A 20777-nucleotide genomic window follows, 5' to 3' on the forward strand; every position below is an offset into this window, starting at 1 on the left:
AGCCCCAAGCGTCATATATATGCAAAATATTCCAACTGATATTGAACATCTTTCTGAATTAGAGGTAAAAAATTTACTAAAACACCTGGTAAATAAGATAAGAGAATATAATAACGCCTATTACCAAGAAGATGCTCCTCTAATTTCTGATGCTGAGTATGATCAATTATTTAATTTAAATCTTGAACTTGAAAAAAAATTTCCTCATCTGGTACTGGCAAATAGTCCGACTAGACAAATTGGTAGTTCTGTAGCAGAGAAATTTTCGAAAGTAACACATATCAATCCGATGTTTTCGCTTAGTAATGCCTTTGATAACGAAGATGTCTCAGAGTTTATCAATAGAATAAAGAATTTTCTACTACTTGATAGTTTTCCGCCTATTTTTTGCGAACCTAAAATAGATGGCTTATCTTTTTCTGCTACCTATGAGGATGGAATACTCACCAAAGTTGCGACAAGAGGTGATGGTTTTATTGGAGAAGATATAACGGAAAATATTAAGACTATCAAGAATTTTCCTCATACAATAGTTGCGGCTCCAGCAATTTTGGAAGTAAGAGGCGAGGTCTATATTAATAAACAGGATTTTCTATTATTAAATCAAGCTCAAGAATTATCCAAAAAAGATAAATTTGCTAACCCGCGTAACGCGGCTGCTGGGTCATTAAGACATTTAGACCCAAACGTTACAGCTAGTAGACCTCTAGGATATTTTGTTTATGCTGTGGGGAGTAGCAGTAGCAAAATAGCTGATGGTCAGGATGCTTTACTAGATAAGTTAAAAGAGTTAGGGTTTATCGTCAATAATATAGGAAAATTAGCCTATTCTGAAGATGAGATGAAATCTTTCTATGAATATTTGAATTCATCTAGAGAAGAATTACCTTATGAAATTGATGGTGTTGTATATAAGCTAAATGATTTTGCTTTGCAACAAAGAATGGGCTTTATTGCAAGAAGTCCAAGATTTGCTATTGCTCATAAATTTCCGGCGATTATTGGTCAAACTAAACTAATTAACATTACTCTACAAGTAGGTAGAACCGGTGTATTAACTCCAGTTGCTGAGTTAGAGCCGCTTTCTATTGGTGGAGTTAGGGTATCACGAGCTACCTTACATAATTATCAAGAAATTATCAGAAAAGACATACGGATCAATGATTATGTATTTTTGCAGAGGGCCGGTGATGTCATACCGCAAATTACTGCTGTAGATGTTACTCGTCGTTCTAGTGAATCACAAAAAATCGATATGCCGAAGCTTTGCCCATCTTGTGGCTCTCAGTTACATTATAATCAAGAAACTATAATTATTCGTTGCGATAATGGTTTAAATTGTCCGGCTCAGAATTATGAACGTATTTGCCATTTTACATCTAAAAACGCTTTAGATATAGATGGTTTGGGGAAAAAGCAAATAGAATTTTTGCTGGAAAAATCTTTAATAGAAAATCCTGTGGATATTTTTTATTTACAAAATAATAATGAAAAAAACTTAGTCAAGCTTGAAAATATGGTAGGATGGGGGCGAAAATCTGTAGAAAACCTATTTGCCAATATTGACAAAGCCAAAACCGTTTCCCTAAATAGATTCATTTATTCCCTAGGAATCAGACATATTGGTGAACAAACCGCCAAATTACTTGCTCGAGAATTTCAGAATTATAATAATTTCATAGCAGCTATGGAATCTTTGTTGAAAGGTGATCAGCCAATTTACCAAAGGTTAAATGATTTGGAAGGAATAGGAGATAAGATTCTACTAGACATTATCGACTTTTTTGATATTAAAGAAAATTTACAAATTATTCAGCAACTGAGTAAAATTCTAAATATTCAAGATCATAATCAACAAGCAACTAAAACTGCATTATCTGGCAAAATTGTGGTATTTACTGGTTCCTTACTAACTCTCTCAAGAGCAGAAGCCAAATCTCAGGCAGAAAAATTAGGAGCTAAAGTAGCCAGTAGCGTTTCGTCTACCACTGATTTAGTAGTGGCAGGTAGCGATGCTGGTAGTAAACTCAAGAAAGCTAAAGAGCTGGGAATTAAAATTATTGATGAAGATGAGTGGCAGGAGTTAGTACTCTTAAGTCACACTCAAATATTTTGAAGAAAGTGATTCAAAAAATTGCTGGATTTAAATACATTAATGGATTATCATTGCCCAGATTTGACTCATTATTAAATAATTATTACATATGCAAATAACAGGTAAGGCTACTAACAAAAAAACACCAATTCAAGAATTTGCCTCTTTTATTTTTGTAATATTTTTGGCACTGATGATAAGATTTTTTGTGATGGAAAATTTCTTTGTGCCAACAGGTTCAATGAAAGCAACAGTGCTGGAGAATGATTATATTTTCTCAACAAAATATTCTTACGGATATAGTAATTATTCTCTTCCTTTCAGCCCTAATATTTTTAATGATAGAATATTAGCATCACAGCCACAAAGAGGAGATATAGTAGTTTTTCGTCCACCAAATAATATGGATATTCGATATATAAAAAGATTAATTGGGCTACCTGGAGATAAAATACAATTAATCAATGATGTAGTATATATAAATGATAAAGCTATAGATCGTACTGAAGTTGGGACATATACAAGTGAACAAGGAAGAAGTTACATAAAATATAAGGAAATATTACCTAACGGCGTAAATTATTTTTCTTATAAATTAAAACAAAATGATCGTTTGTTAGCAAATCAATATGGTAATACAGAAATCTTTTATGTACCAGAAGGAAAATATTTCTTTCTTGGTGATAACAGAGATGAATCAAATGATAGTAGGATAGAACTAGGATTTGTCCCATTCAAAAACTTTATTGCTAAAGGACAATTTATTTATTTTTCGACAAAAGAAAAATTATGGCAAAGTGATATTGGGATAATTAATCAAATATTCCGTGTTGGTACTTGGCTGGCATCTATTAGATTTAACAGACTATTTACCTCTCTTTATACAGATAAAATACAAGATGATCACAAATAAAGAATCAGCACTCTCTACTCCGGAAAAACTTGAGCAAGATATAGGGTATAATTTTAATAATAAAGATTTTTTACTAGAAGCGTTAAGCCACCCTTCTCTAAAACAGCATACCGTAAAGCATGGAGTCCAAAAGAATTACGAACGTTTAGAATTACTTGGTGATACAATAATTAATTTTGTTATTACTGAAATTCTATTTAAAAATTTCTCTACTTATGATGAGGGGAAATTAGCAAAAATTAGAGCTTATCTAGTCTGTAAAGAATTACTTTGTAAAGTAGCTGCCAAAATCAATCTGTCAGACTATATTATTATGACTTATGGCGAAGAACTATTAGGGGGAAGGCAAAATCCTAATAATATCGAAAATACTATGGAGGCATTAATTGCTGCCATTTATCTTGATAGCAATATTGACGCAGTAAAAAAAATAGTAAATGATTTGTGGTATGAGTTTATAGATATTATTGATTTAGCTGATTATGACCCTAAAAGTACCCTTCAGGAATTAGCTCAGAAAAAAGGGACTAAAAAGCCTCTATATCAAGTGATTAAAAGAGAAGGTTCTCCACATTCATCCATCTTCACTGTATTAGTACAGATGGATGAATATCAACAAACTGGTACTGGTCACTCAGTTAAGGAAGCAGAAAAAGTCGCTGCTCGTAAATTAATGAATTACCTCAACAATTTGTAAGTTGTGAGCGTTCACGGTTTTTTTACTATTTTCTTATGATGAATAAAAAATTTGCTTACCAAACGTCTATTAGCGAGACCACGCAAGTAGATCGTGGCAATCCATTTCTAATACTTTCCTGGATTGCTTCGTTCGGGCTCACGCCTCCTCGCTAATAGACGTCTTGTACTTTAACTTTTTTTTCGTGAACGCTCACTGTAAGGTTTAATTCGTGGAAATAACTCAAAAGACAATATCTCTATCTATAATCGGTAAACCAAATGCTGGTAAATCATCATTATTAAACAAACTCATTGGACAAAAAATATCGATAGTTACTCCTAAAGTTCAAACTACCCGCTCTATTATAACCGGAATAGTTACCATAAAAGATACACAGCTGATAATATTAGATACGCCAGGTATATTCGAACCAAAGAAACAGCTGGAAAAAGCAATGGTACGGTGTTCATGGTCAAGTTTACATGGTGTAGATCTAGTTTTATTGATCATAGATAGTACGAAACCTATGAATCAATTTACTTTACAAATACTCAAAAAGTTGCAAACTCTTAAAATAAATTTAATATTCTTATTAAACAAAATTGATATTCCTTCTGAATATCTAGAAGAAATAGAAAATACTCTAAATTCTCAGTTCATAGATAGTTATATATTAAAATTATCCGTTTTGTCCGGTAAAAATGTCAATAAATTACTCAATTATATCCAAAGCCAAGCTAAAGAATCGCCTTGGCTATATGAAGAGGATGATGTTACTAATCTGCCTATGCGATTTTTAGCAGCTGAGATAACTAGGGAACAATTATTTTTGAATCTTCACCAAGAATTACCTTATAACTTAACCGTCCAAACTGAAATGTGGCAGGAGAATAACGATAAATCTATCAAAATTCATCAAGTAATAGTTGTTTCAAGAGATTCTTATAAGACTATTATTTTAGGAAAAAATGGTTGTAAAATTAAAGAAATAGGTTCTAAGGCAAGAATAGAAATGCAGATATCTTTTGATTGTAAAATTCATCTTTTTCTTTTTGTAAAAGTACGTGAACTTTGGCAAGATGACCCAAACTCATATAGCCATATGCGATTGCAACAAGCTCAAATATGAATTTTAAAGATATAGGAATAATAATTGCTAAAAAACCATTAAAAGAAAATTCGGCTATTATTACAGTTTTTACTGAGAATCATGGTTTATATTCCGGTGTAATACGAGAAACATCTAGAAAATCTGGCTCTATAAATCAACAAGGCAATATTGTCGATTTTTTTTGGCAAGCTAGGTTACACGAGCATATAGGAATGGCTAAATGCGAGTTAATAAAATCTTACGCTGGTCTTTTAATAACTAATAAAATTAAATTATATGCCTTTAATTCAATTATTAGCCTTATTAAAATAGCATTTCATGAAAGAGAAGATCACAATAATTTTTTTCCAATTTTTGTAAAATATTTAAACAGCCTAGCAAATAATTTTATTTTTGAAGAGTATATTAGATTTGAATTAGCCATACTCCAAGAATCAGGCTATGGTCTTGAGCTGGATAAATGTGTGGTAACAGGTAGCCAGGAGAATCTGAAATATGTCTCACCAAAATCTGGAAAAGCTGTCTGTTTATCAGAAGGGCTGAAATATCAAGACAGGCTTCTAATCTTACCACAATTCCTAACCTCCACTAAGTGTGAAATTACTAATAATGATAAAAAACAAGCTTTTAATTTAACTACATATTTTTTTAACCGATATTTCTTTCACAACAACCAACAACTACATGCTCGAGATAATTTTATACAATGTGTACTATATGATTAATTGTGAGTGTTCACAACCTAGTTTAATTCATTAAATTCTACTTTAGCAAATAATTTTGTTTGAAGTATCAATAATTCTGAATGATTATTTGAACTTTCTTCTGCCAATTTATTAGCTTTAGTTAAAAGGTCTAAGTCTCTAGCTAGATCGGCAAAAAAGAATCTTATCTCACCACTTTGCTTTGTTCCTAATATTTCTCCGCTACCTCTTAACAGTAAATCCTGCTCAGCTATATAAAAGCCATCATTACTATTTCTCATTACTTCAAATCTAGATTTTGCAAGTATAGTTAATTTTTGAGGATCATATAGAAGAATACAATGAGATTGTAACATTCCACGTCCAACTCTACCTCTTATCTGATGTAATTGAGCTAAACCAAACTGCTCGGCATTCTCTATGACGATTAAGGTGGCATCTGGGACATCAATACCCACTTCAATTACAGTTGTAGCAATAAGGATTTTAATATTACCATTCTTAAATTGTTGCATAATCGTATCTTTTTGTTCATTTTTCATTTTGCCGTGTATGGTAGTTGTAATGTTAGGGTAGACGGTTTCAATGGTAATAAATCTGCTATTAACGTCAGTCATCCCAGTGTTTTTTTCCTGGGTTACTAACTCTTCATCAGTTTGATCGATAAGGGGGCATATCCAGTAAATTTTTTCTCCAGATGTTAGTTTTTTATCCAAAACGGAAATTACATTATTTAGTTTTGTTTTGGGTAAGATGCTAGTAATAATTGGCAGTCGATTTTTTGGCTTACTGGTTAATTTAGAAATATCCATATCTCCAAACATAGTCAAAGTAAGGCTTCTAGGAATAGGGGTGGCTGTCATTACTAAAACATCGGGATACGAGGCTTTGTTAATTAAATCGAGCCGTTGTTGTACACCAAATTTATGTTGCTCATCAATGACAATATAACCTAGATTTTTAAAAATTACTTTTTCTTGAAATAAGGCATGAGTACCAATTAATATATCAATATCTCCGTTTTCTAGCTCTGATAATAGCTTATTGCGTTCTTTGCTAGATATTTTCCCAGTAAGTAAACCAATCTTTATTCCGCTTTCACTTAAGGCTTTAACAAAGAATTGGTGATGTTGATTTGCTAATAAATCAGTAGGAGCCATTAGTGCAGCTTGAAATTTATGATATACTACATTGACTATTGTTAATAAAGCTACCAGGGTCTTGCCAGACCCTACATCGCCTTGCAGTAAACGCATCATTTCTGTAGGAGATAATTGATCTTTTTCAATTTCTTCAATGACTTTTTTTTGGTCATATGTTAGTTCAAATCCTAATATTTTAAGTATTGATTGTTGTAGCTGAGCGGATTTAGTAAATGAATTACCTTGTTTTAATTTTGTTTGTTGACGGAGATGTTGTAATGATAGCTGGTTAGCAAATAGTTCTCTTGCTGCTAATCGTCTTAAGGATTGAGTTTGTAATTTAGTATCATGAACTTGGTATAAATGCATGATTTTTAAATCATTTAATAAAGATTCAATATACTCCTTTATTTCTTGAAAATTTTCAGGGATACTGTTACACTCTTTTTCAAGCAAATCAATAGCCTTTATTATATAGGAATAAAGTTGTTTATTAATTATTCCATAAGTTAAAGGATAAATTGATTGTATAGAGTTGGTAAGTTTTTTATCAAAAATAAATATTGGGTGAGATATTTGAGCTAAGCTAGAGAATATTTGCACCTTGCCTTCAATTATTTGCTTACTACCTGTCATAAGTTTATTTAGCAGAAAATAAGGTGGTCTATTAAAAAATATCAGTAGAATAGAACCAGTCTCATTAGATACTAAGATTTTTAAAGGCTGCTTTCTGCTTTTAGGAACAAGAATTTCTTCAATTGTTACTTCCGCTTGAATTAACTGTCCATTTTTCAGTAAAGATAAATTGGGCGAAATTGTTTTAACTTGATAAGAAGTAGGGCGGTAAAATAGCAAATCTCTTAAATTGATGATCCCCAATCTTTTAAGTCCATCAATTATATTATCACTAACGTTAATATGTGATTTAATTGGTAAGAAAAAAAACTTACTGATAGTTAACATATTTTATTACTATATAGTTTTGTCTTTTTAATGTCATCCCTGCGAAAGTAGGGATCTTAGTGCATAAAAATATCGATATCGTTCCAGCCTATCAGATCCAAATTAGCTCTAATAGGTAAGAATTTAAAAATTTGTTCTGCAAGGTCTAGCCTATTTTCGGCTAATAATCTATCTTGTAAGATAGAACGCAGCTGATGTAAATAAAGGACATCTTTGGCAGCATATTCTTTTTGTTCTTCCATAAGTTCATTTCTTCCCCAATAGGAAGATTGTTGTTGTTTAGAAATTTGCACTGAAAGCAATTCACGACATAAATCTTTTAAGCCATGGGAATCAGTGTAGGTTCTAACCAATTTAGAAGATATTTTGGTACAGAAGATATTCTCTAAATCAATTTCAAGATATTTCTTTATTGCGGCTAAATCAAATCGAGCATAGTGAAATATTTTACACCGATTTTTATCAAGTAATAATTTTTTTAAATTAGGCGCTGCATAGTTCTTGTCAATAAAGTTTACTAGATAAGCATCACCATCACCATTGCTTATTTGCAAAAGGCATAATCTATCCCTATGCACTTTTAATCCCATCGTTTCTGTATCAATTGCTAGGTCTCCAGCAATATTAAAATCTTCTGGAATATCATTGTAAAAAACTATAATGCTAATAATAACCTCCTAATCTTTTGTTGGTATACTCAAAGCGTCATTGCGAGCGAAGGTATGTAAGCGAAGCGATCCATTTTTGGTTGCTTTTGTGGATTGCTTCGTTGACCTACGGTCTTTCTCGCAATGACGACCACATATGACTTTAAAACTGTCCTGGGTTACCATATTATTTTACGGTAAATACCTGTTCTGTTGGAGAAGCCACTCCTAAAACTCTTCTGGCTTCTTGGTCAAGCATATCCTTGTCTAGAGATTCTGGTCTAAGTAGTGTTACTTTATGTTCAAGTTCAACACGTTCTGCCCTTAAAGTTTCTAGCTCACTATAGGCTTTTTCCAGTCGTTGATTTAATGTAAAATAAGCAATAATTCCTCTATTACCATAAATAGAATGAAAAATAAAATAAGCTAATAGTAAAGAAAGCAAAACATTAAATATTATAATTTTGGATCTTTTAACTAAATCAATAAAATATTGATAATTCATAATATTTTAATAATAAAAAATAATATTGGGGCGGTGAGAATTATGCTGTCGAATCGGTCTAAAACGCCTCCATGACCTGGTATTATAGTACCACTATCTTTAATAGCAAATTTGCGTTTGAAATATGAAATAAATAAATCGCTCATTTGTGCTATTAGTGCTAAACAAAAAGCTGCTATAATTAAGTGCCGTTTGTTTAACAAATAGTAAGTTGGCAAATCAAATCCTGGCAACAAACTCAATAAAAATGCCGCAACCCCGCTAGCTAATACTCCTGTGATTAATCCACTCCAAGTTTTGTTAGGACTAATCTTGGGAGCAAGTTTAATACCGCCTATATTTTTCCCGCCAATCATAGCAAATACATCAACTGACCATATTATAGTAAAATAGAGTAATAATAGCCACCGATTTTTATCTTCAGTAGCAATTATTACTAAAGATATAATAGGAATGGGAATAATAATCAACCCAAATAATCCATAAAGAAAGGACGATTTGGTTATTGATGGTTTGGTCATCTGATACCATTCATATAACATACCTACGGCAATTAATAACATCAATATATAAAATAACGACTTGATAGATATTATCGATATAATAAATACCGGTCCTATTACTAGGGCTGATAATATTCTCGTCGCTATATTAGACTTTTTCTTACCTGCCGCCAAAAGTCCTCTTCCTTTTTGAGTAATCATCTAACGCTTCTAATAAATCTTGTTTGTTAAAGTCAGGCCAGTATTTAGGTGAAAAATATAGTTCAGCATATGCGATTTGCCATAATAATAAATTGCTGATTCTATATACCCCACCAGTGCGAATTAATAAATCTACATCTGGCATTTCTGGATCATACAGATAATTAATAAACTCATGTTCGCTAATATTTATTTTACCAGAATCGATAATTTTCTGACAGGCATCAACAATCTCTGCTCGCCCGCCATAGCTAAAAGCAAGACAAAGAGTTATTTTATTATTATGTTTTGTTAATTCCATAGCATCATGAATTTGTTTTTGTAACACAGAATCTAATAAACCCAATTTACCGATAATTTTTATTTTAACCCCATTCTTGTGCAGTGCCGCAGTCTCATTTTTTAGGTAATAACGTAATAATTTCAATAAAAATGTGACCTCAGTCTTTGATCTACGCCAATTCTCTGATGAAAAAGTATAAAGTGTAACGTAAGGTATATTAAGTTCTATAAAATTTGCTAATAATTTTTTCACTTTATCGGCACCTACTCTATGTCCTTCAAATTTAGGTAGGTCTTTCCCTAATGTCCACCTAGCATTACCATCCATGATGATAGCTAAATGATTTACTTTGTTGATTGTACTCATATTTACTTTTGTATTATAGGTAGTGAAATTTCAACCAATAACCCGCCTAAAGCTTTACTATCCTGTAATGATATTGTCCCACTATGATCAATAATTATTTCTTTAGTAATAGCAAGACCAAGTCCAACATTCCCTGAATTATTAAGTGAACGGGACTTATCTGAACGATAAAATGCTTTAAATACTAATAATTTCTCTTCATCCTTTATGCCAATTCCATTATCTTCAATCTTTATTATTGCATTAGTAGAGGTAGAGCATATAGTAATTTTTATTTTTGTAGAATATTTTATCGCATTATTTATTACATTAGATATTGCACGTTCAAAGTTGCTAGGCTTAATTTGTGTGTATATTGGTTGCCCTATCGTAATTAATTCAATGTTGGCAGACCATTTATTTGTAACATTTAACATCCAAGAAGATAATTCGATTATTTGAGCTTCTTCTCCATTTTCTCCTCTAGCAAAATCAAGATATGATTTTATCATTTGCTGCATAGCAACTATATCTTCCCTAAGACCTTCTGTTTCCTCAGATTTGTTCATTAGCTCTAATTGTAACTTCATTCTAGTTAACGGAGTACATAAATCATGCGAAATCATAGCAAGCATTCTAGTTCTTTTGCTAATTTGCTTTTCAATGCGTTCTTTCATTTTAAGAAAAGCAATACCAGCCTTTCTTATTTCTTTTGCCCCAGAAGGTTTAAATGTTTGTAATTTGGTGATTCCTTGCCCGAATTGATCAGCCGCATCTGCCAGAATTAAAATGGATTTAATTTGGTTTTTAGAGAAGATTAAGGAAACGGAAAGTAGTAAAATGGTCAAGAAGATTAACCATAAGACAAAAATATAGGCAGTTGGATTCATCAACAATTTTGCTGGGAAAGTTATTTGTATTAAACCATTGGTTAATTGAAGTAGTACTTCAATTCTTCCTGAATCATTAAGCTGTACTATATTATTTTTATTAATTTTTACGTTAATAATGTTTTTAAAAATCTCTAATTCCTCACTAATTCTAGGTTGGGTAGGTGATAAGGTTGATTCTGGATAAAACTGATACGATAAATTTAAATAATTGGTTGCTACAGTATTCTTTGCCAATAAATTATTATCATCTTTTTCAAGAAGGGAAATAATCTCATTAGCAATAATATTACTAGTATAGTAAGAAACATTATACCAGTGACGATCATAGAACAAAAATACCGCTAAAATTTGTCCTATTAATGTTGGAACAATGATAATGAGTACAAATCTAGCCAGTAATGTTTGTGGTGTAAATTTATGTATAGATAGCATATCCGCTATTCCGAATGGTTTTTAGGTATTTGGGTTCTTTCGGGTCATCTTCAATCTTACTTCTTATTCTAACAATTTGTACGTCGATAGAACGAGGGCTAAGACCTCCCATTATTTTTGATAACTCATCACGTTTCATTTCTTGTCCAACGTTGTTTAGTAATACTTCTAGTAATTTTTGTTCTGTAGAGCTTAATGATACAAGTTGATTATTTTTTATGAATTCCTTTGACTCAAAATTATAATAATTATTACCTAATTGTTTGATTTTATCTTGTTTTTTATAATTATTATAGCTATTTAATAGATTGTTGATTCTTAATAATAATTCTTTCGGTTCAAAAGGTTTAGTTAAATAATCTGATGCCCCGGCTTCTAAGCCCTTGATACGATCATTTGGTTCTGACAATGCAGTTAGCATAACAATTGGCACAAGGTCTTTGGTAGCTCTTATAGTTTTAGCAAAATCAAGTCCTGTAACATTTGGTAACATGACGTCTAGAATAATTAAGTCATAAATAGAAGATTTTAATAATCCCTCAGCTCCTTCGACAGAATGTGTTGTTGATACTAAAAATCCATTTTTATACAAAAACTGTTTTAAAAGCTTTTGTATTCTAGTATCATCATCAACTACAAGAATGTGGGGTTTTGAGCTTTGCATAAATAAATTTTAGGTAATAAAAATTACTATAGTTTAATAGTAGAATATTAACAATGACAATAATACAAGAAAATATACTAACTGAAAAGCCGTTTAAAAATCTTAATCAATTATCAGGTTATATTTGGATTAATGGTAGATTTATTGCTTGGCAGGAAGCTAAGATACACGCTCTTACTCATAGTTTGCATTATTCTGGTGGAGTTTTTGAAGGAGAAAAAGCCTATAATGGTAAAATTTTTAAATTAGAAGAACATACACAACGCTTGATAGAGTCAGCAAAAAGTCTAAGCATAGAGGTGCCATATAGTTTTGAAGAAATTATAGAAGCTCACCAGCTACTTATAACAAAAAATAATATTAAAGATGCGTATATTCGCCCATTAATTTGGTTGGGTAGTGAATCTCTTAATCTGACTAATGTAAACTTATCGGTTAATCTATTAATTGCTGCTGTTCCATCAACTCTTAGACCTTCTGGTGCCTTAAGTCTGCATATTGCTCATTGGCGAAAATGTCATCCAAACTCATTGCCGCCACAATGTAAATCATCAGGACATTATAATATGATGATAGTATGCCAGAAAGAAGCTAAGTCTCTGGGGTACGATGATGCAATTTTATTAGATTGGCGGGGATATGTTGCTGAATGTAGTACGGCAAATATCTTCTTTGTTAAAGATGATCAATTATTTACTCCAATAGCTGATAGTTTCTTAAATGGCATAACACGTCAAACAATTATTGAACTTGCTAATGATTTAAATATCAAGGTTATAGAAGAGTATATAACTCCAGATAGGGTAGGGGAGTTTAATGAATGTTTTATGACAGGTACAGCTGTAGAAGTTAAGGGGATTAAATCGATTAACCTTGGTGAGCGAAATGTCATCTTTGAAGATAGTAAAATTACTAATTTGCTAAAAAAAGAATATAATTACTTAGTATGCAAATAAATAGTGATATACTGAGGTTATGTAAAGTACTTCCGTCTATTAGCGAAGAGTAGCTTGACAATACCGTCATTGCGAGCGAACGTATGTGAGTGAAGCAATCCATTGTTCATTGGATGTTATATATGACATTCCCGTTGAGACAAATGGCTAAATGCTAATTGACTATAATAAAAATGATATGAATTTAACAGGTGTTTATGGAAAATAATATATTCAAAGGAGTCATTACAGCTATGATAACTCCTTTTAAGGAGAATAAATTAGATTTTGCTTCTGTGGAAAAGATAGTGAACTATCAAATTGCTAATAAAGTTGATGGGATAGTGGTTGCTGGTTCTACTGGTGAGGGAGCTAGTTTAACTTTGCAAGAATATCAGTCTTTGTTACAAGCGGTTATGGAAATTGTTAATAAACGTATGCCAGTAATAGCTGGTTGTTCAGCCATGACTACTAGCGTCGCCGTAGATATGGTGCAAATATGCACAAAAGTTGCCGTTGATGGATTTATGTGTAGTATTCCTTCTTATGTAAAGCCAACTCAAGAGGGAATATATTTGCATTTTGAAACTATCCATAATGCCAGTAATTTACCAATAATGCTATATTCAGTACCTAGTAGAACTTTGGCAGACTTTTCCGATGATACGATAATTAGGCTCAGTAAACTACCGCGTATTGTAGCCCTTAAAGATGCTGGTAACGATTTAGAACGCCCCTTACGAATTAGGGCTATAGTCAAAGATTTTAATTTATTGTGTGGTAATGATGAATTAGCTTTATATTATAATGCTCATTCGGGGGTAGGGTGCGTTTCTGTTGCGTCCAATATCACGCCTAGTTTGTGCAAGAAGTTACAGGACGATTGTCGTGATGGTAATTATCAGGAAGCTCTGCAAATTCAACAGCAATTATTACCTATATATAAAGCATTATTTGCAGAATCCAATCCGATACCGGTAAAATATGCTGCGGCAAGATTGGGGTTATGTGCCAATGAATTAAGACTTCCTTTAACTTCAGCTAACGTCGTTACCGAGGAAAAAATAAATAAAGCTATGGAATATGTCGGAATATAAAAAAGTAATAGCGCAAAATAAGAAGGCATATTTCAATTACTTTATTGAAGAAAAAATTGAAGCTGGCATAATATTGACTGGTAGTGAAGTTAAATCATTGCGTCAAGGAAAAGCCAGTATAGAAGATAGTCATGCAGAAAATTCAGCAAATGAAGTGTTTTTGTATAATTGTCATATTGCGGAATATGAAAAAGCTAATAGGTTTAATCACTCGACTAGAAGGACACGTAAGTTGCTCCTTAATTCGAGTGAGATAAAAAAAATAATTGGTAAGATTCGCTTAAAGGGTTATACTCTCGTAGCTCTTTCTTTATATTTTAATAAGAAAAATAAAGTAAAAGTTGAGTTAGGGATCGCAAAAGGTAAAAAATTACATGATAAAAGACAGACAATTAAAGAACAAGATTGGAAAAGGGATCAAGGGCGAATTATGCGGGTGAAGTGCTAACCATCATAAATGGATTACCAAAATGGATTACTAAAATGGATTAGATTGCTTCGTCAAATATTAAGAAAAAATCAACGAATGGTGAATTAATGACAATAACTGCTGAATACCTAATTGAAAGAAAGCAAAATAAGACGAAATTAATGCTTTGGAAGCTAGCAACAATTTTTATGTTTATAGTTTTAATTGTGGTGATGATTAAACAATTTGATTTGACAAAATCTGAATATATAACTACTAATAGTAAATATATAGCTGCTATTTCAATAGAAGATATCATTTTTGAAGATGCAAAACGTGATACAAGATTGGAAAAAATCATTGATGATGATCAGATTAGTGCTTTAGTGGTTAATGTCAATTCTCCTGGTGGAACTGTTGTTGGTTCAGAGAAAATTTATAATATACTCAGGAAAATATCTGCAGAAAAGCCGGTAGTAGTTGTTATGGGTACATTGGCAGCCAGCGGGGGATACTTGATATCCTTAGGAGGTGATTACATAATTAGTCATAATGGGACAATTACCGGCTCAATTGGTGTAATTCTTCAAACTCTAGAAGTCACAGATTTAGCAAAAACTTTAGGTATTACCTTTAATAATTTTAAATCCGGAGAATTAAAGGCGGTTCCTAATCCTACTGAAAAAGTCACAGAAGCTGTTCGTCAGGCAATAATGTCGAATGTACTAGATACTTATGATTATTTCATTGAACTAGTGGCTTTAAGAAGGAATATACCAATTGATCAAGTTAGAGAACTAGCTGATGGGCGGATATATTCTGGTCGCCAAGCTTTAAAGCTAAAGATTGTTGATGCTGTGGGGTCACAGGATGATGCGATTAAATGGTTACAGGAAGTTAAAAAAATCGATAAGGATTTGAAAGTAAAAGAATTTAGAATAAAACCGAAACCAAAATTCCTTGAAATGATTATGGAAGATTTTGATAGTATCTTGCCAAGTTTTTTCAAGAATAAATTTCAAGGATTAGGGGCAATCTTTTGATTTATGGCAAAAAAATCTGACTTAGTAAATAAAATATCGGAGAACCTTGGTTATCTTTCTAGAGAGGATATAAAAGATTCTGTAGATTTAGTTTTGGATTATTTAAAATCTAGCTTAGCTGAACAAAACCGTATTGAAATTAGAGGGTTTGGTAGTTTCTCGGTTAGGCAGCGGAAATTTTCAAATAGTGAGCAATCATATAAAACCGTTTATTATCGTATGCCTAAAAATTATGGTAACATATGGGAGAAAAATATAGAATCATGAACGTCTATTAGTGAGCAGATTTTTTATTCATTATTTGGGATTAAAGTAACTATTGTACCAAAATCAATAATGTTACTATCCATGGTGCCTGCTAAAGTTTTAAGCAGATCATTATAACTATTCATACTCTTATTACTTGCTACTATGTTGATCTAACTCTATATTAAATATTTAAGGAAGGAGTTATGAATTTAACACATAGAAAAGCAAAAATAGAGGATTTACCTCGTATTATAGAACTATTGCTTGAGGATGACTTAGGACAAACGCGTGAATCTAAAAGTACAGAATTGGATAAATGTTACATAAAAGCGTTTCACAAGATTGATAGCGATCCAAACCAATATTTGATGGTTGTAGAAAAGATAAGCGAGATAATCAGTACATGTCATCTTACTATTATGCCCTCGCTAACGTTTATCGGTAGTACTCGCATGCAGATAGAAGCCGTAAGAGTTGCTGAAAAACATAGAGGTCAGAAAATAGGTCAGTGGATGTTTGCTCAAACTATCTTATATGCTAAAGATAATGATGTTTCTCTTATTCAACTTACAACAAATAAAAAGCGTTCAAAAGCAAAGTATTTCTATGAAAAATTAGGCTTTGTCGCTAGTAGAGATAATTTAGCAAGGCTAAATCGAAAAACTAAAAAATACTCCAAATGCATTATAATGTTGCGGCTTTCTATCTATATATTATTATTTTAAAACCTTCGGATACCTTATCAACTGTTTTTAGGCAATGCTCGTGAATTTGAAAGATTCTTTTTGCAATATCTATACCAATTGTGGTAACTTCCATATGAGCCTCCTTATTGTTGTTTAGGGTTCATTTCCTATCCTAGAAGATTAGCATCTGCTTCTCATTCTGTATATAGGGTAGATCCATACTATTATCATAAGAAAAATAGCAAAAAAACCGTGAACGCTTACTTCATTTCTTCTTTTAACTTCTCTATTTCTTCAATAGTTAGTTTTGTATATTTAACTATTCTCTCCATTGGCTCATTATCAATTAACATTTCTTTTGCTGTGACTATAGCTTTTTCTTTAATACCTTTTTCAATACCTTCTTCCCTACCTTTTTGCTCAGCTGAAACTATATAATCACGTTGCTTTAAGGATTCATTGACATATTTATTATAATCTATACGTTCTTGAGTAGTCATTTTTAGGATGCTAAGACGCTCAGCTACTTTCTTCATATAAGGTGATTTAAAATCATCTCTAACCTCAGCATATTTAGCAAAATACAACCATTCATCCATTTCCTTTTTTACAATATCGTTAAAAAGTGGTACGGAAATAATAAAATATTCTGGAAATACATTATGAAGCTCCACTTCATTACCTTTACTATCAGCAAGATGTACGTCTATAGGATGTTCTCGGTCGATTTCTCTAAAAATAGTCTTACCGTGACATAAAGGCGATTTCAGCCCTGCATATGGAAAATATATTAAGTTGATATGAAATACTTTCTTGATACTAGTATAATCCTGACTAGCATAAATACTATCGACAATCAATCGACTAGCATTAAAGCAAGCTTTATGGAGAAAGAGGCTAGTATATGTGCGATCTATTTCAACAATAACGTCAGCAATGCTTTTCTTTAGGTTTTCACTTTCTTTATTACTTTCACTTTCAAGCAAGGCAATGATTTTTACTGCTGGATAACCACCAACACCTTTAAGTATCGCCGAAACAAATCCCTAGACTATTTCATAGTCACCTTTATTCTTGAGTAAAAATTTAATTGCGTAGTCCAACGATATCAGCGGTTTACTGCTCATAACTTATCCTCATTATAAAAAACCCTTGTCTGTTTAAAAAATATTTTATCATCTTCTCCACTAAAAAGCTTACAATAAATTGATTTTAATTGTTTTTTTGTTAGTAAATTTGACAAAACATCCTATCGTCTTTATTGTTTATTTTTTATAATTATGTGTAGTTATGACTTTAGAAGAATTTCACCAGAAATATAATTATGTTCAATCAACCAAGATGATGCAACAATATTTAGACATCAAATTTGCTAATCTTGATTGTCTTCTATTGTTTAGGATGGGTGATTTTTATGAAATGTTTTTTGAGGATGCAATTCTTGCCAGTCAAGTTTTAGGTATTGCTTTGACTAAAAGAGGTTCTAATGGTGATTGTGAGATTGCTATGTGTGGTGTCCCTCATCATGCTCTTGAGACCTATTTGAATAAATTAATTGAAGAGAATTACAAAGTTGCTATTTGCGATCAATTAGAGACACCCGAAGAGGCAAAAAAACGTGATGGTTATAAGGCTGTAGTACATAGGGATGTAACGCGTATCATCACCCCAGGTACTATTACTGAGGAATCTTTAATTGATGTTTGTGAGCCTAATTATTTGGCAAGTTTAGTTTTATTAAAAAACAAAGCGTCAATTTGTTACGTAGATATTTCTACCGTGGAAATTTCAGTTATTGAGATTCCACAAAATGAGATTATCAACGAACTATCGCGTCTTAAGCCAAAAGAGATTTTACTTAGTGAAAATTTGAGGGGACATCAATTAGCTAGTAATATTAATAACCAATTGCATTTTCGTATCTCATATCAAGTTGATAGTTTTTTTGCTAGTAAGAAATGTCATAAAATTATCTTAGATTTTTATAAAATTAATGATCTAAAAGCTATAGGTGAAGTATCTGAATGTCAAATAAGTAGTATTGGTAGTGTTTTAGAATATTTATCTTTGACCCAAAAGCAAAATATACCTTCTCTACCTTTACCTCGGTTGGTTAATTATCATAATTTTATGATTATTGATTCGGCAACTCGGCGGAATTTGGAAATTACCAGTAATTTATTAGGAAAAACCAAAGGCAGTGTTCTTGCTACTATTGATCATACCGTTACTAAAGCTGCCAGCCGTCTATTATATCACTTTTTATCTACACCACTAATAGATATTGATCAAATAAATTCTCGACAAAATATAACAGAGTTTTTTTATAAAAATATTGCCATAGTAGGAAATATTAAAAAATTACTCAAAAAAACTGGAGATTTAGAACGTTGCTTATCTAGAATTATGATGAATCGTGGTTCAGGACGAGATTTGTTAAATATTAAATATACATTAAATGCTGCACTGGAAATAAAGGGCGAGTTTATTGCTCATTACGGACTAAATTTGCCAGACTATATAGAAAACTTAATTAAACCATTATCTGGCAATGAACAATTATATTCCTTAATAGACCAGGCAATTAGAGAGGATGCACCAAATAATACCAATGAAGGCGGTATAATAAATCATCATTATCACCCTAAACTACAAGAATTATATGACCTAATTAATAATGGCAAATCACATATAGAGAAGCTAAAGAATCTATATCGTCTTGATACTGGCATTGAAACTCTCAAAATATCACATAATAATGTGCTTGGGTTGTTTATTGAAATTACCCTAAGACATAGTGATAAGATGGTAGACACAAAATTTATTCATCGTCAAACAACTTCTAATGCTAGTCGATATACTACTATTGAATTACAAAAATTAGAAAGCGATATGGTTAATAGCAAAAGTTTGGCAATTAGTCTTGAACTGGAATTATATAATAAAATATGCCAGCAAGTTATTGATAACACCGTATTTCTGCGATTACTTAGCTGTTCTTTGAGTCAGCTTGATGTATTCTGTAATTTTGCTTATATTGCCGATGAATATAATTATGTTAGACCAGTTTTAACGAACGATTTAACTTTTGAAGTTATCAAGGGACGTCATCCAGTTGTTGAACAAAGCCTATTAACCGATAAAAAGAGCTTTATTGACAATAATTGTACTTTATCAGAATCTAATAGAATTTGGTTAATTACTGGACCTAATATGGCTGGTAAAAGTACTTTTTTGCGGCAGAATGCCCTAATAGCCATATTAGCACAAATTGGTAGTTTTGTACCAGCGACAAGTGCCAAGATAGGAGTGGTAGACAAGATATTCAGTAGAATAGGGGCAGGGGACGATTTACAGGCAGGACAGTCGACTTTTATGGTAGAAATGCTAGAGACATCAGCTATTTTAGCACAATCTACTAAAAATTCCTTAGTGATACTAGATGAGGTTGGGCGTGGAACTTCGACATATGATGGTGTATCAATTGCTTGGTCAGTACTTGAATATATTCATGATAATCTCAAATGCCGATGTTTATTTGCTACGCATTATCATGAATTAACCAGTATGAGTAATTTTTTGCCAAGCCTAAAAAATTATACAGTTGCTATTGAGGAATTAGGAAAAGAAATATTATTTTTGCATAATATTATAGAAGGGGCGGCTGATAAATCTTATGGAATTCATGTAGCCTACTTAGCGGGGCTACCAAAATCTGTTATAATTAGGGCGAATGACATTTTAGCAAAATTAGAAAAAAGTGCAACGTACAAAAATAAGCATATATTAAATACCGAATCAAACAATTTAAGTTTATTTAATTTGCCAGTAGAAAGCAAAAAAGAAATGAAATTCAATAAGTTAGAAAAAGAAATTAATAAAATCGATCCTGATCAACTCTCCCCTAAGCAAGCTTTAGAGTTAGTCTATAAGTTAAAAGGATTGATTGTTGAGTAAATGCCTATGATGACGCATAGTACCCTACAATTTTTTATTTATTTCCTATGATGAGTAAAAAATAGTATAGATACATCAAGACTATATGGATTGCTTCGTCGTGCGGTTTCCGCATTCCTCGCAATGATTTTTGGGGTGCATATACGTCATTGCGAGACCATGTAATGGTAGAAGCAATCCATTTTAAAACACCTTTCTGGATTGCTTTGTTGGTCTCCTCGCAATAACGTTGAGGTTAAATACTAATCAGATTTATAACGTTGCCAATTCAAGCTAATTCACTTTAAGATTATAAAATAATTTTTTTGTGGAACGATTTAT

20 protein-coding genes are annotated in these 20777 nt (G+C 31.9%); 12 read left to right on the forward strand and 8 right to left on the reverse strand.

Features of this window, described 5'->3' with window-relative positions; translation table 11 throughout:
* Positions 1 to 19 precede the first annotated feature (19 nt).
* The 5 genes from ligA (at position 20) to recO (ending at position 5523) form a co-directional block, all read left to right on the forward strand.
* Positions 20 to 2116 carry an NAD-dependent DNA ligase LigA gene (ligA, locus tag AAGD42_RS00260; protein ID WP_341752812.1) on the forward strand — a complete coding sequence of 699 codons (2097 nt, stop codon included), beginning with the start codon at positions 20 to 22 and terminating at the stop codon, positions 2114 to 2116.
* Between the two features lie 88 nt (positions 2117 to 2204).
* The gene (lepB, locus tag AAGD42_RS00265) at positions 2205 to 3008 is read left to right on the forward strand and encodes a signal peptidase I (RefSeq protein ID WP_341752813.1); all 804 of its coding nucleotides are present in this window, start codon (positions 2205 to 2207) and stop codon (positions 3006 to 3008) included.
* Positions 2995 to 3705, forward strand: a complete 711-nt coding sequence (rnc, locus tag AAGD42_RS00270) for a ribonuclease III (protein ID WP_341752814.1) — start codon at positions 2995 to 2997, stop codon at positions 3703 to 3705. Before lepB ends, rnc begins: the two co-directional genes overlap by 14 nt.
* Positions 3706 to 3916: 211 nt before the next feature.
* On the forward strand, positions 3917 to 4816 hold the full coding sequence (gene era, locus AAGD42_RS00275) for a GTPase Era (protein ID WP_341752815.1): 900 nt from the start codon (positions 3917 to 3919) through the stop codon (positions 4814 to 4816).
* Positions 4813 to 5523: a DNA repair protein RecO gene (recO, locus tag AAGD42_RS00280; protein WP_341752816.1), complete on the forward strand. Its 711-nt coding sequence runs from the start codon at positions 4813 to 4815 to the stop codon at positions 5521 to 5523. Before era ends, recO begins: the two co-directional genes overlap by 4 nt.
* Positions 5524 to 5540: 17 nt before the next feature.
* Here the strand turns inward: recO and AAGD42_RS00285 are convergent, their stop codons facing one another.
* The 7 genes from AAGD42_RS00285 to AAGD42_RS00315 form a co-directional block, all read right to left on the reverse strand.
* Positions 5541 to 7607 (reverse strand): ATP-dependent DNA helicase RecG, encoded by a 2067-nt coding sequence (locus AAGD42_RS00285; RefSeq protein ID WP_341752817.1) that lies wholly within the window; start codon positions 7605 to 7607, stop codon positions 5541 to 5543.
* Between the two features lie 56 nt (positions 7608 to 7663).
* On the reverse strand, positions 7664 to 8275 hold the full coding sequence (locus tag AAGD42_RS00290; RefSeq protein ID WP_341753417.1) for a ribonuclease D: 612 nt from the start codon (positions 8273 to 8275) through the stop codon (positions 7664 to 7666).
* A 166-nt stretch (positions 8276 to 8441) separates the two neighbouring features.
* Complete coding sequence (locus tag AAGD42_RS00295) at positions 8442 to 8759, reverse strand: FtsB family cell division protein (RefSeq protein ID WP_250311462.1); 318 nt, start codon at positions 8757 to 8759, stop codon at positions 8442 to 8444.
* Positions 8756 to 9463 carry a phosphatidate cytidylyltransferase gene (locus AAGD42_RS00300; RefSeq protein ID WP_341752818.1) on the reverse strand — a complete coding sequence of 236 codons (708 nt, stop codon included), beginning with the start codon at positions 9461 to 9463 and terminating at the stop codon, positions 8756 to 8758. Before AAGD42_RS00300 ends, AAGD42_RS00295 begins: the two co-directional genes overlap by 4 nt.
* Positions 9423 to 10112: a polyprenyl diphosphate synthase gene (gene uppS / locus AAGD42_RS00305; RefSeq protein ID WP_341752819.1), complete on the reverse strand. Its 690-nt coding sequence runs from the start codon at positions 10110 to 10112 to the stop codon at positions 9423 to 9425. The genes AAGD42_RS00300 and uppS overlap by 41 nt, the downstream gene beginning before the upstream one ends.
* A gap of 2 nt (positions 10113 to 10114) precedes the next feature.
* Positions 10115 to 11416 carry a sensor histidine kinase gene (locus AAGD42_RS00310; RefSeq protein ID WP_341752820.1) on the reverse strand — a complete coding sequence of 434 codons (1302 nt, stop codon included), beginning with the start codon at positions 11414 to 11416 and terminating at the stop codon, positions 10115 to 10117.
* Positions 11400 to 12080 (reverse strand): response regulator transcription factor, encoded by a 681-nt coding sequence (locus AAGD42_RS00315; RefSeq protein WP_341752821.1) that lies wholly within the window; start codon positions 12078 to 12080, stop codon positions 11400 to 11402. Before AAGD42_RS00315 ends, AAGD42_RS00310 begins: the two co-directional genes overlap by 17 nt.
* Positions 12081 to 12133: 53 nt before the next feature.
* Here AAGD42_RS00315 and AAGD42_RS00320 point away from each other — a divergent pair, with 53 nt between their 5' ends.
* The 6 genes from AAGD42_RS00320 to AAGD42_RS00345 all read left to right on the forward strand — a co-directional run bounded on the left by AAGD42_RS00320 (position 12134) and on the right by AAGD42_RS00345 (position 16538).
* Complete coding sequence (locus AAGD42_RS00320; protein WP_341752822.1) at positions 12134 to 13036, forward strand: branched-chain amino acid transaminase; 903 nt, start codon at positions 12134 to 12136, stop codon at positions 13034 to 13036.
* A gap of 197 nt (positions 13037 to 13233) precedes the next feature.
* Complete coding sequence (gene dapA, locus AAGD42_RS00325; protein WP_341752823.1) at positions 13234 to 14112, forward strand: 4-hydroxy-tetrahydrodipicolinate synthase; 879 nt, start codon at positions 13234 to 13236, stop codon at positions 14110 to 14112.
* A complete protein-coding gene (gene smpB / locus AAGD42_RS00330; RefSeq protein ID WP_250311469.1) occupies positions 14099 to 14560 on the forward strand; it encodes an SsrA-binding protein SmpB in 462 nt (153 codons plus the stop codon). Before dapA ends, smpB begins: the two co-directional genes overlap by 14 nt.
* Before the next feature lie 89 nt (positions 14561 to 14649).
* Positions 14650 to 15564 (forward strand): signal peptide peptidase SppA, encoded by a 915-nt coding sequence (sppA, locus tag AAGD42_RS00335; protein ID WP_341752824.1) that lies wholly within the window; start codon positions 14650 to 14652, stop codon positions 15562 to 15564.
* Between the two features lie 3 nt (positions 15565 to 15567).
* Complete coding sequence (locus AAGD42_RS00340) at positions 15568 to 15831, forward strand: HU family DNA-binding protein (protein ID WP_341752825.1); 264 nt, start codon at positions 15568 to 15570, stop codon at positions 15829 to 15831.
* Positions 15832 to 16016: 185 nt separating this feature from the next.
* The gene (locus tag AAGD42_RS00345) at positions 16017 to 16538 is read left to right on the forward strand and encodes a GNAT family N-acetyltransferase (protein ID WP_341752826.1); all 522 of its coding nucleotides are present in this window, start codon (positions 16017 to 16019) and stop codon (positions 16536 to 16538) included.
* A gap of 221 nt (positions 16539 to 16759) precedes the next feature.
* On the opposite strand, the gene AAGD42_RS00350 is transcribed toward AAGD42_RS00345, so the two are convergent.
* Complete coding sequence (locus AAGD42_RS00350; RefSeq protein ID WP_341752827.1) at positions 16760 to 17485, reverse strand: hypothetical protein; 726 nt, start codon at positions 17483 to 17485, stop codon at positions 16760 to 16762.
* A 304-nt stretch (positions 17486 to 17789) separates the two neighbouring features.
* On the opposite strand from AAGD42_RS00350, the gene mutS reads away from it, so the two are divergent.
* The gene (mutS, locus tag AAGD42_RS00355) at positions 17790 to 20456 is read left to right on the forward strand and encodes a DNA mismatch repair protein MutS (protein WP_341752828.1); all 2667 of its coding nucleotides are present in this window, start codon (positions 17790 to 17792) and stop codon (positions 20454 to 20456) included.
* Positions 20457 to 20777 lie beyond the last annotated feature (321 nt).

The sequence above is a fragment of the Candidatus Tisiphia endosymbiont of Dioctria linearis genome, from assembly GCF_964026545.1.
In the GTDB taxonomy this organism is placed as follows: Bacteria; Pseudomonadota; Alphaproteobacteria; order Rickettsiales; family Rickettsiaceae; genus Tisiphia.

Coding starts and splice junctions, on each gene's coding strand:
- AAGD42_RS00295 (WP_250311462.1), bottom strand. CDS start 8,759: ATGAATTATCAATATTTTATTGATTTAGTTAAAAGATCCAAAATTATA.
- AAGD42_RS00340 (WP_341752825.1), top strand. CDS start 15,568: ATGGCAAAAAAATCTGACTTAGTAAATAAAATATCGGAGAACCTTGGT.
- sppA (WP_341752824.1), top strand. CDS start 14,650: ATGACAATAACTGCTGAATACCTAATTGAAAGAAAGCAAAATAAGACG.
- AAGD42_RS00320 (WP_341752822.1), top strand. CDS start 12,134: ATGACAATAATACAAGAAAATATACTAACTGAAAAGCCGTTTAAAAAT.
- uppS (WP_341752819.1), bottom strand. CDS start 10,112: ATGAGTACAATCAACAAAGTAAATCATTTAGCTATCATCATGGATGGT.
- lepB (WP_341752813.1), top strand. CDS start 2,205: ATGCAAATAACAGGTAAGGCTACTAACAAAAAAACACCAATTCAAGAA.
- AAGD42_RS00300 (WP_341752818.1), bottom strand. CDS start 9,463: ATGATTACTCAAAAAGGAAGAGGACTTTTGGCGGCAGGTAAGAAAAAG.
- smpB (WP_250311469.1), top strand. CDS start 14,099: ATGTCGGAATATAAAAAAGTAATAGCGCAAAATAAGAAGGCATATTTC.
- AAGD42_RS00345 (WP_341752826.1), top strand. CDS start 16,017: ATGAATTTAACACATAGAAAAGCAAAAATAGAGGATTTACCTCGTATT.
- AAGD42_RS00285 (WP_341752817.1), bottom strand. CDS start 7,607: ATGTTAACTATCAGTAAGTTTTTTTTCTTACCAATTAAATCACATATT.
- mutS (WP_341752828.1), top strand. CDS start 17,790: ATGACTTTAGAAGAATTTCACCAGAAATATAATTATGTTCAATCAACC.
- AAGD42_RS00310 (WP_341752820.1), bottom strand. CDS start 11,416: ATGCTATCTATACATAAATTTACACCACAAACATTACTGGCTAGATTT.
- recO (WP_341752816.1), top strand. CDS start 4,813: ATGAATTTTAAAGATATAGGAATAATAATTGCTAAAAAACCATTAAAA.
- dapA (WP_341752823.1), top strand. CDS start 13,234: ATGGAAAATAATATATTCAAAGGAGTCATTACAGCTATGATAACTCCT.
- rnc (WP_341752814.1), top strand. CDS start 2,995: ATGATCACAAATAAAGAATCAGCACTCTCTACTCCGGAAAAACTTGAG.
- ligA (WP_341752812.1), top strand. CDS start 20: ATGCAAAATATTCCAACTGATATTGAACATCTTTCTGAATTAGAGGTA.
- AAGD42_RS00315 (WP_341752821.1), bottom strand. CDS start 12,080: ATGCAAAGCTCAAAACCCCACATTCTTGTAGTTGATGATGATACTAGA.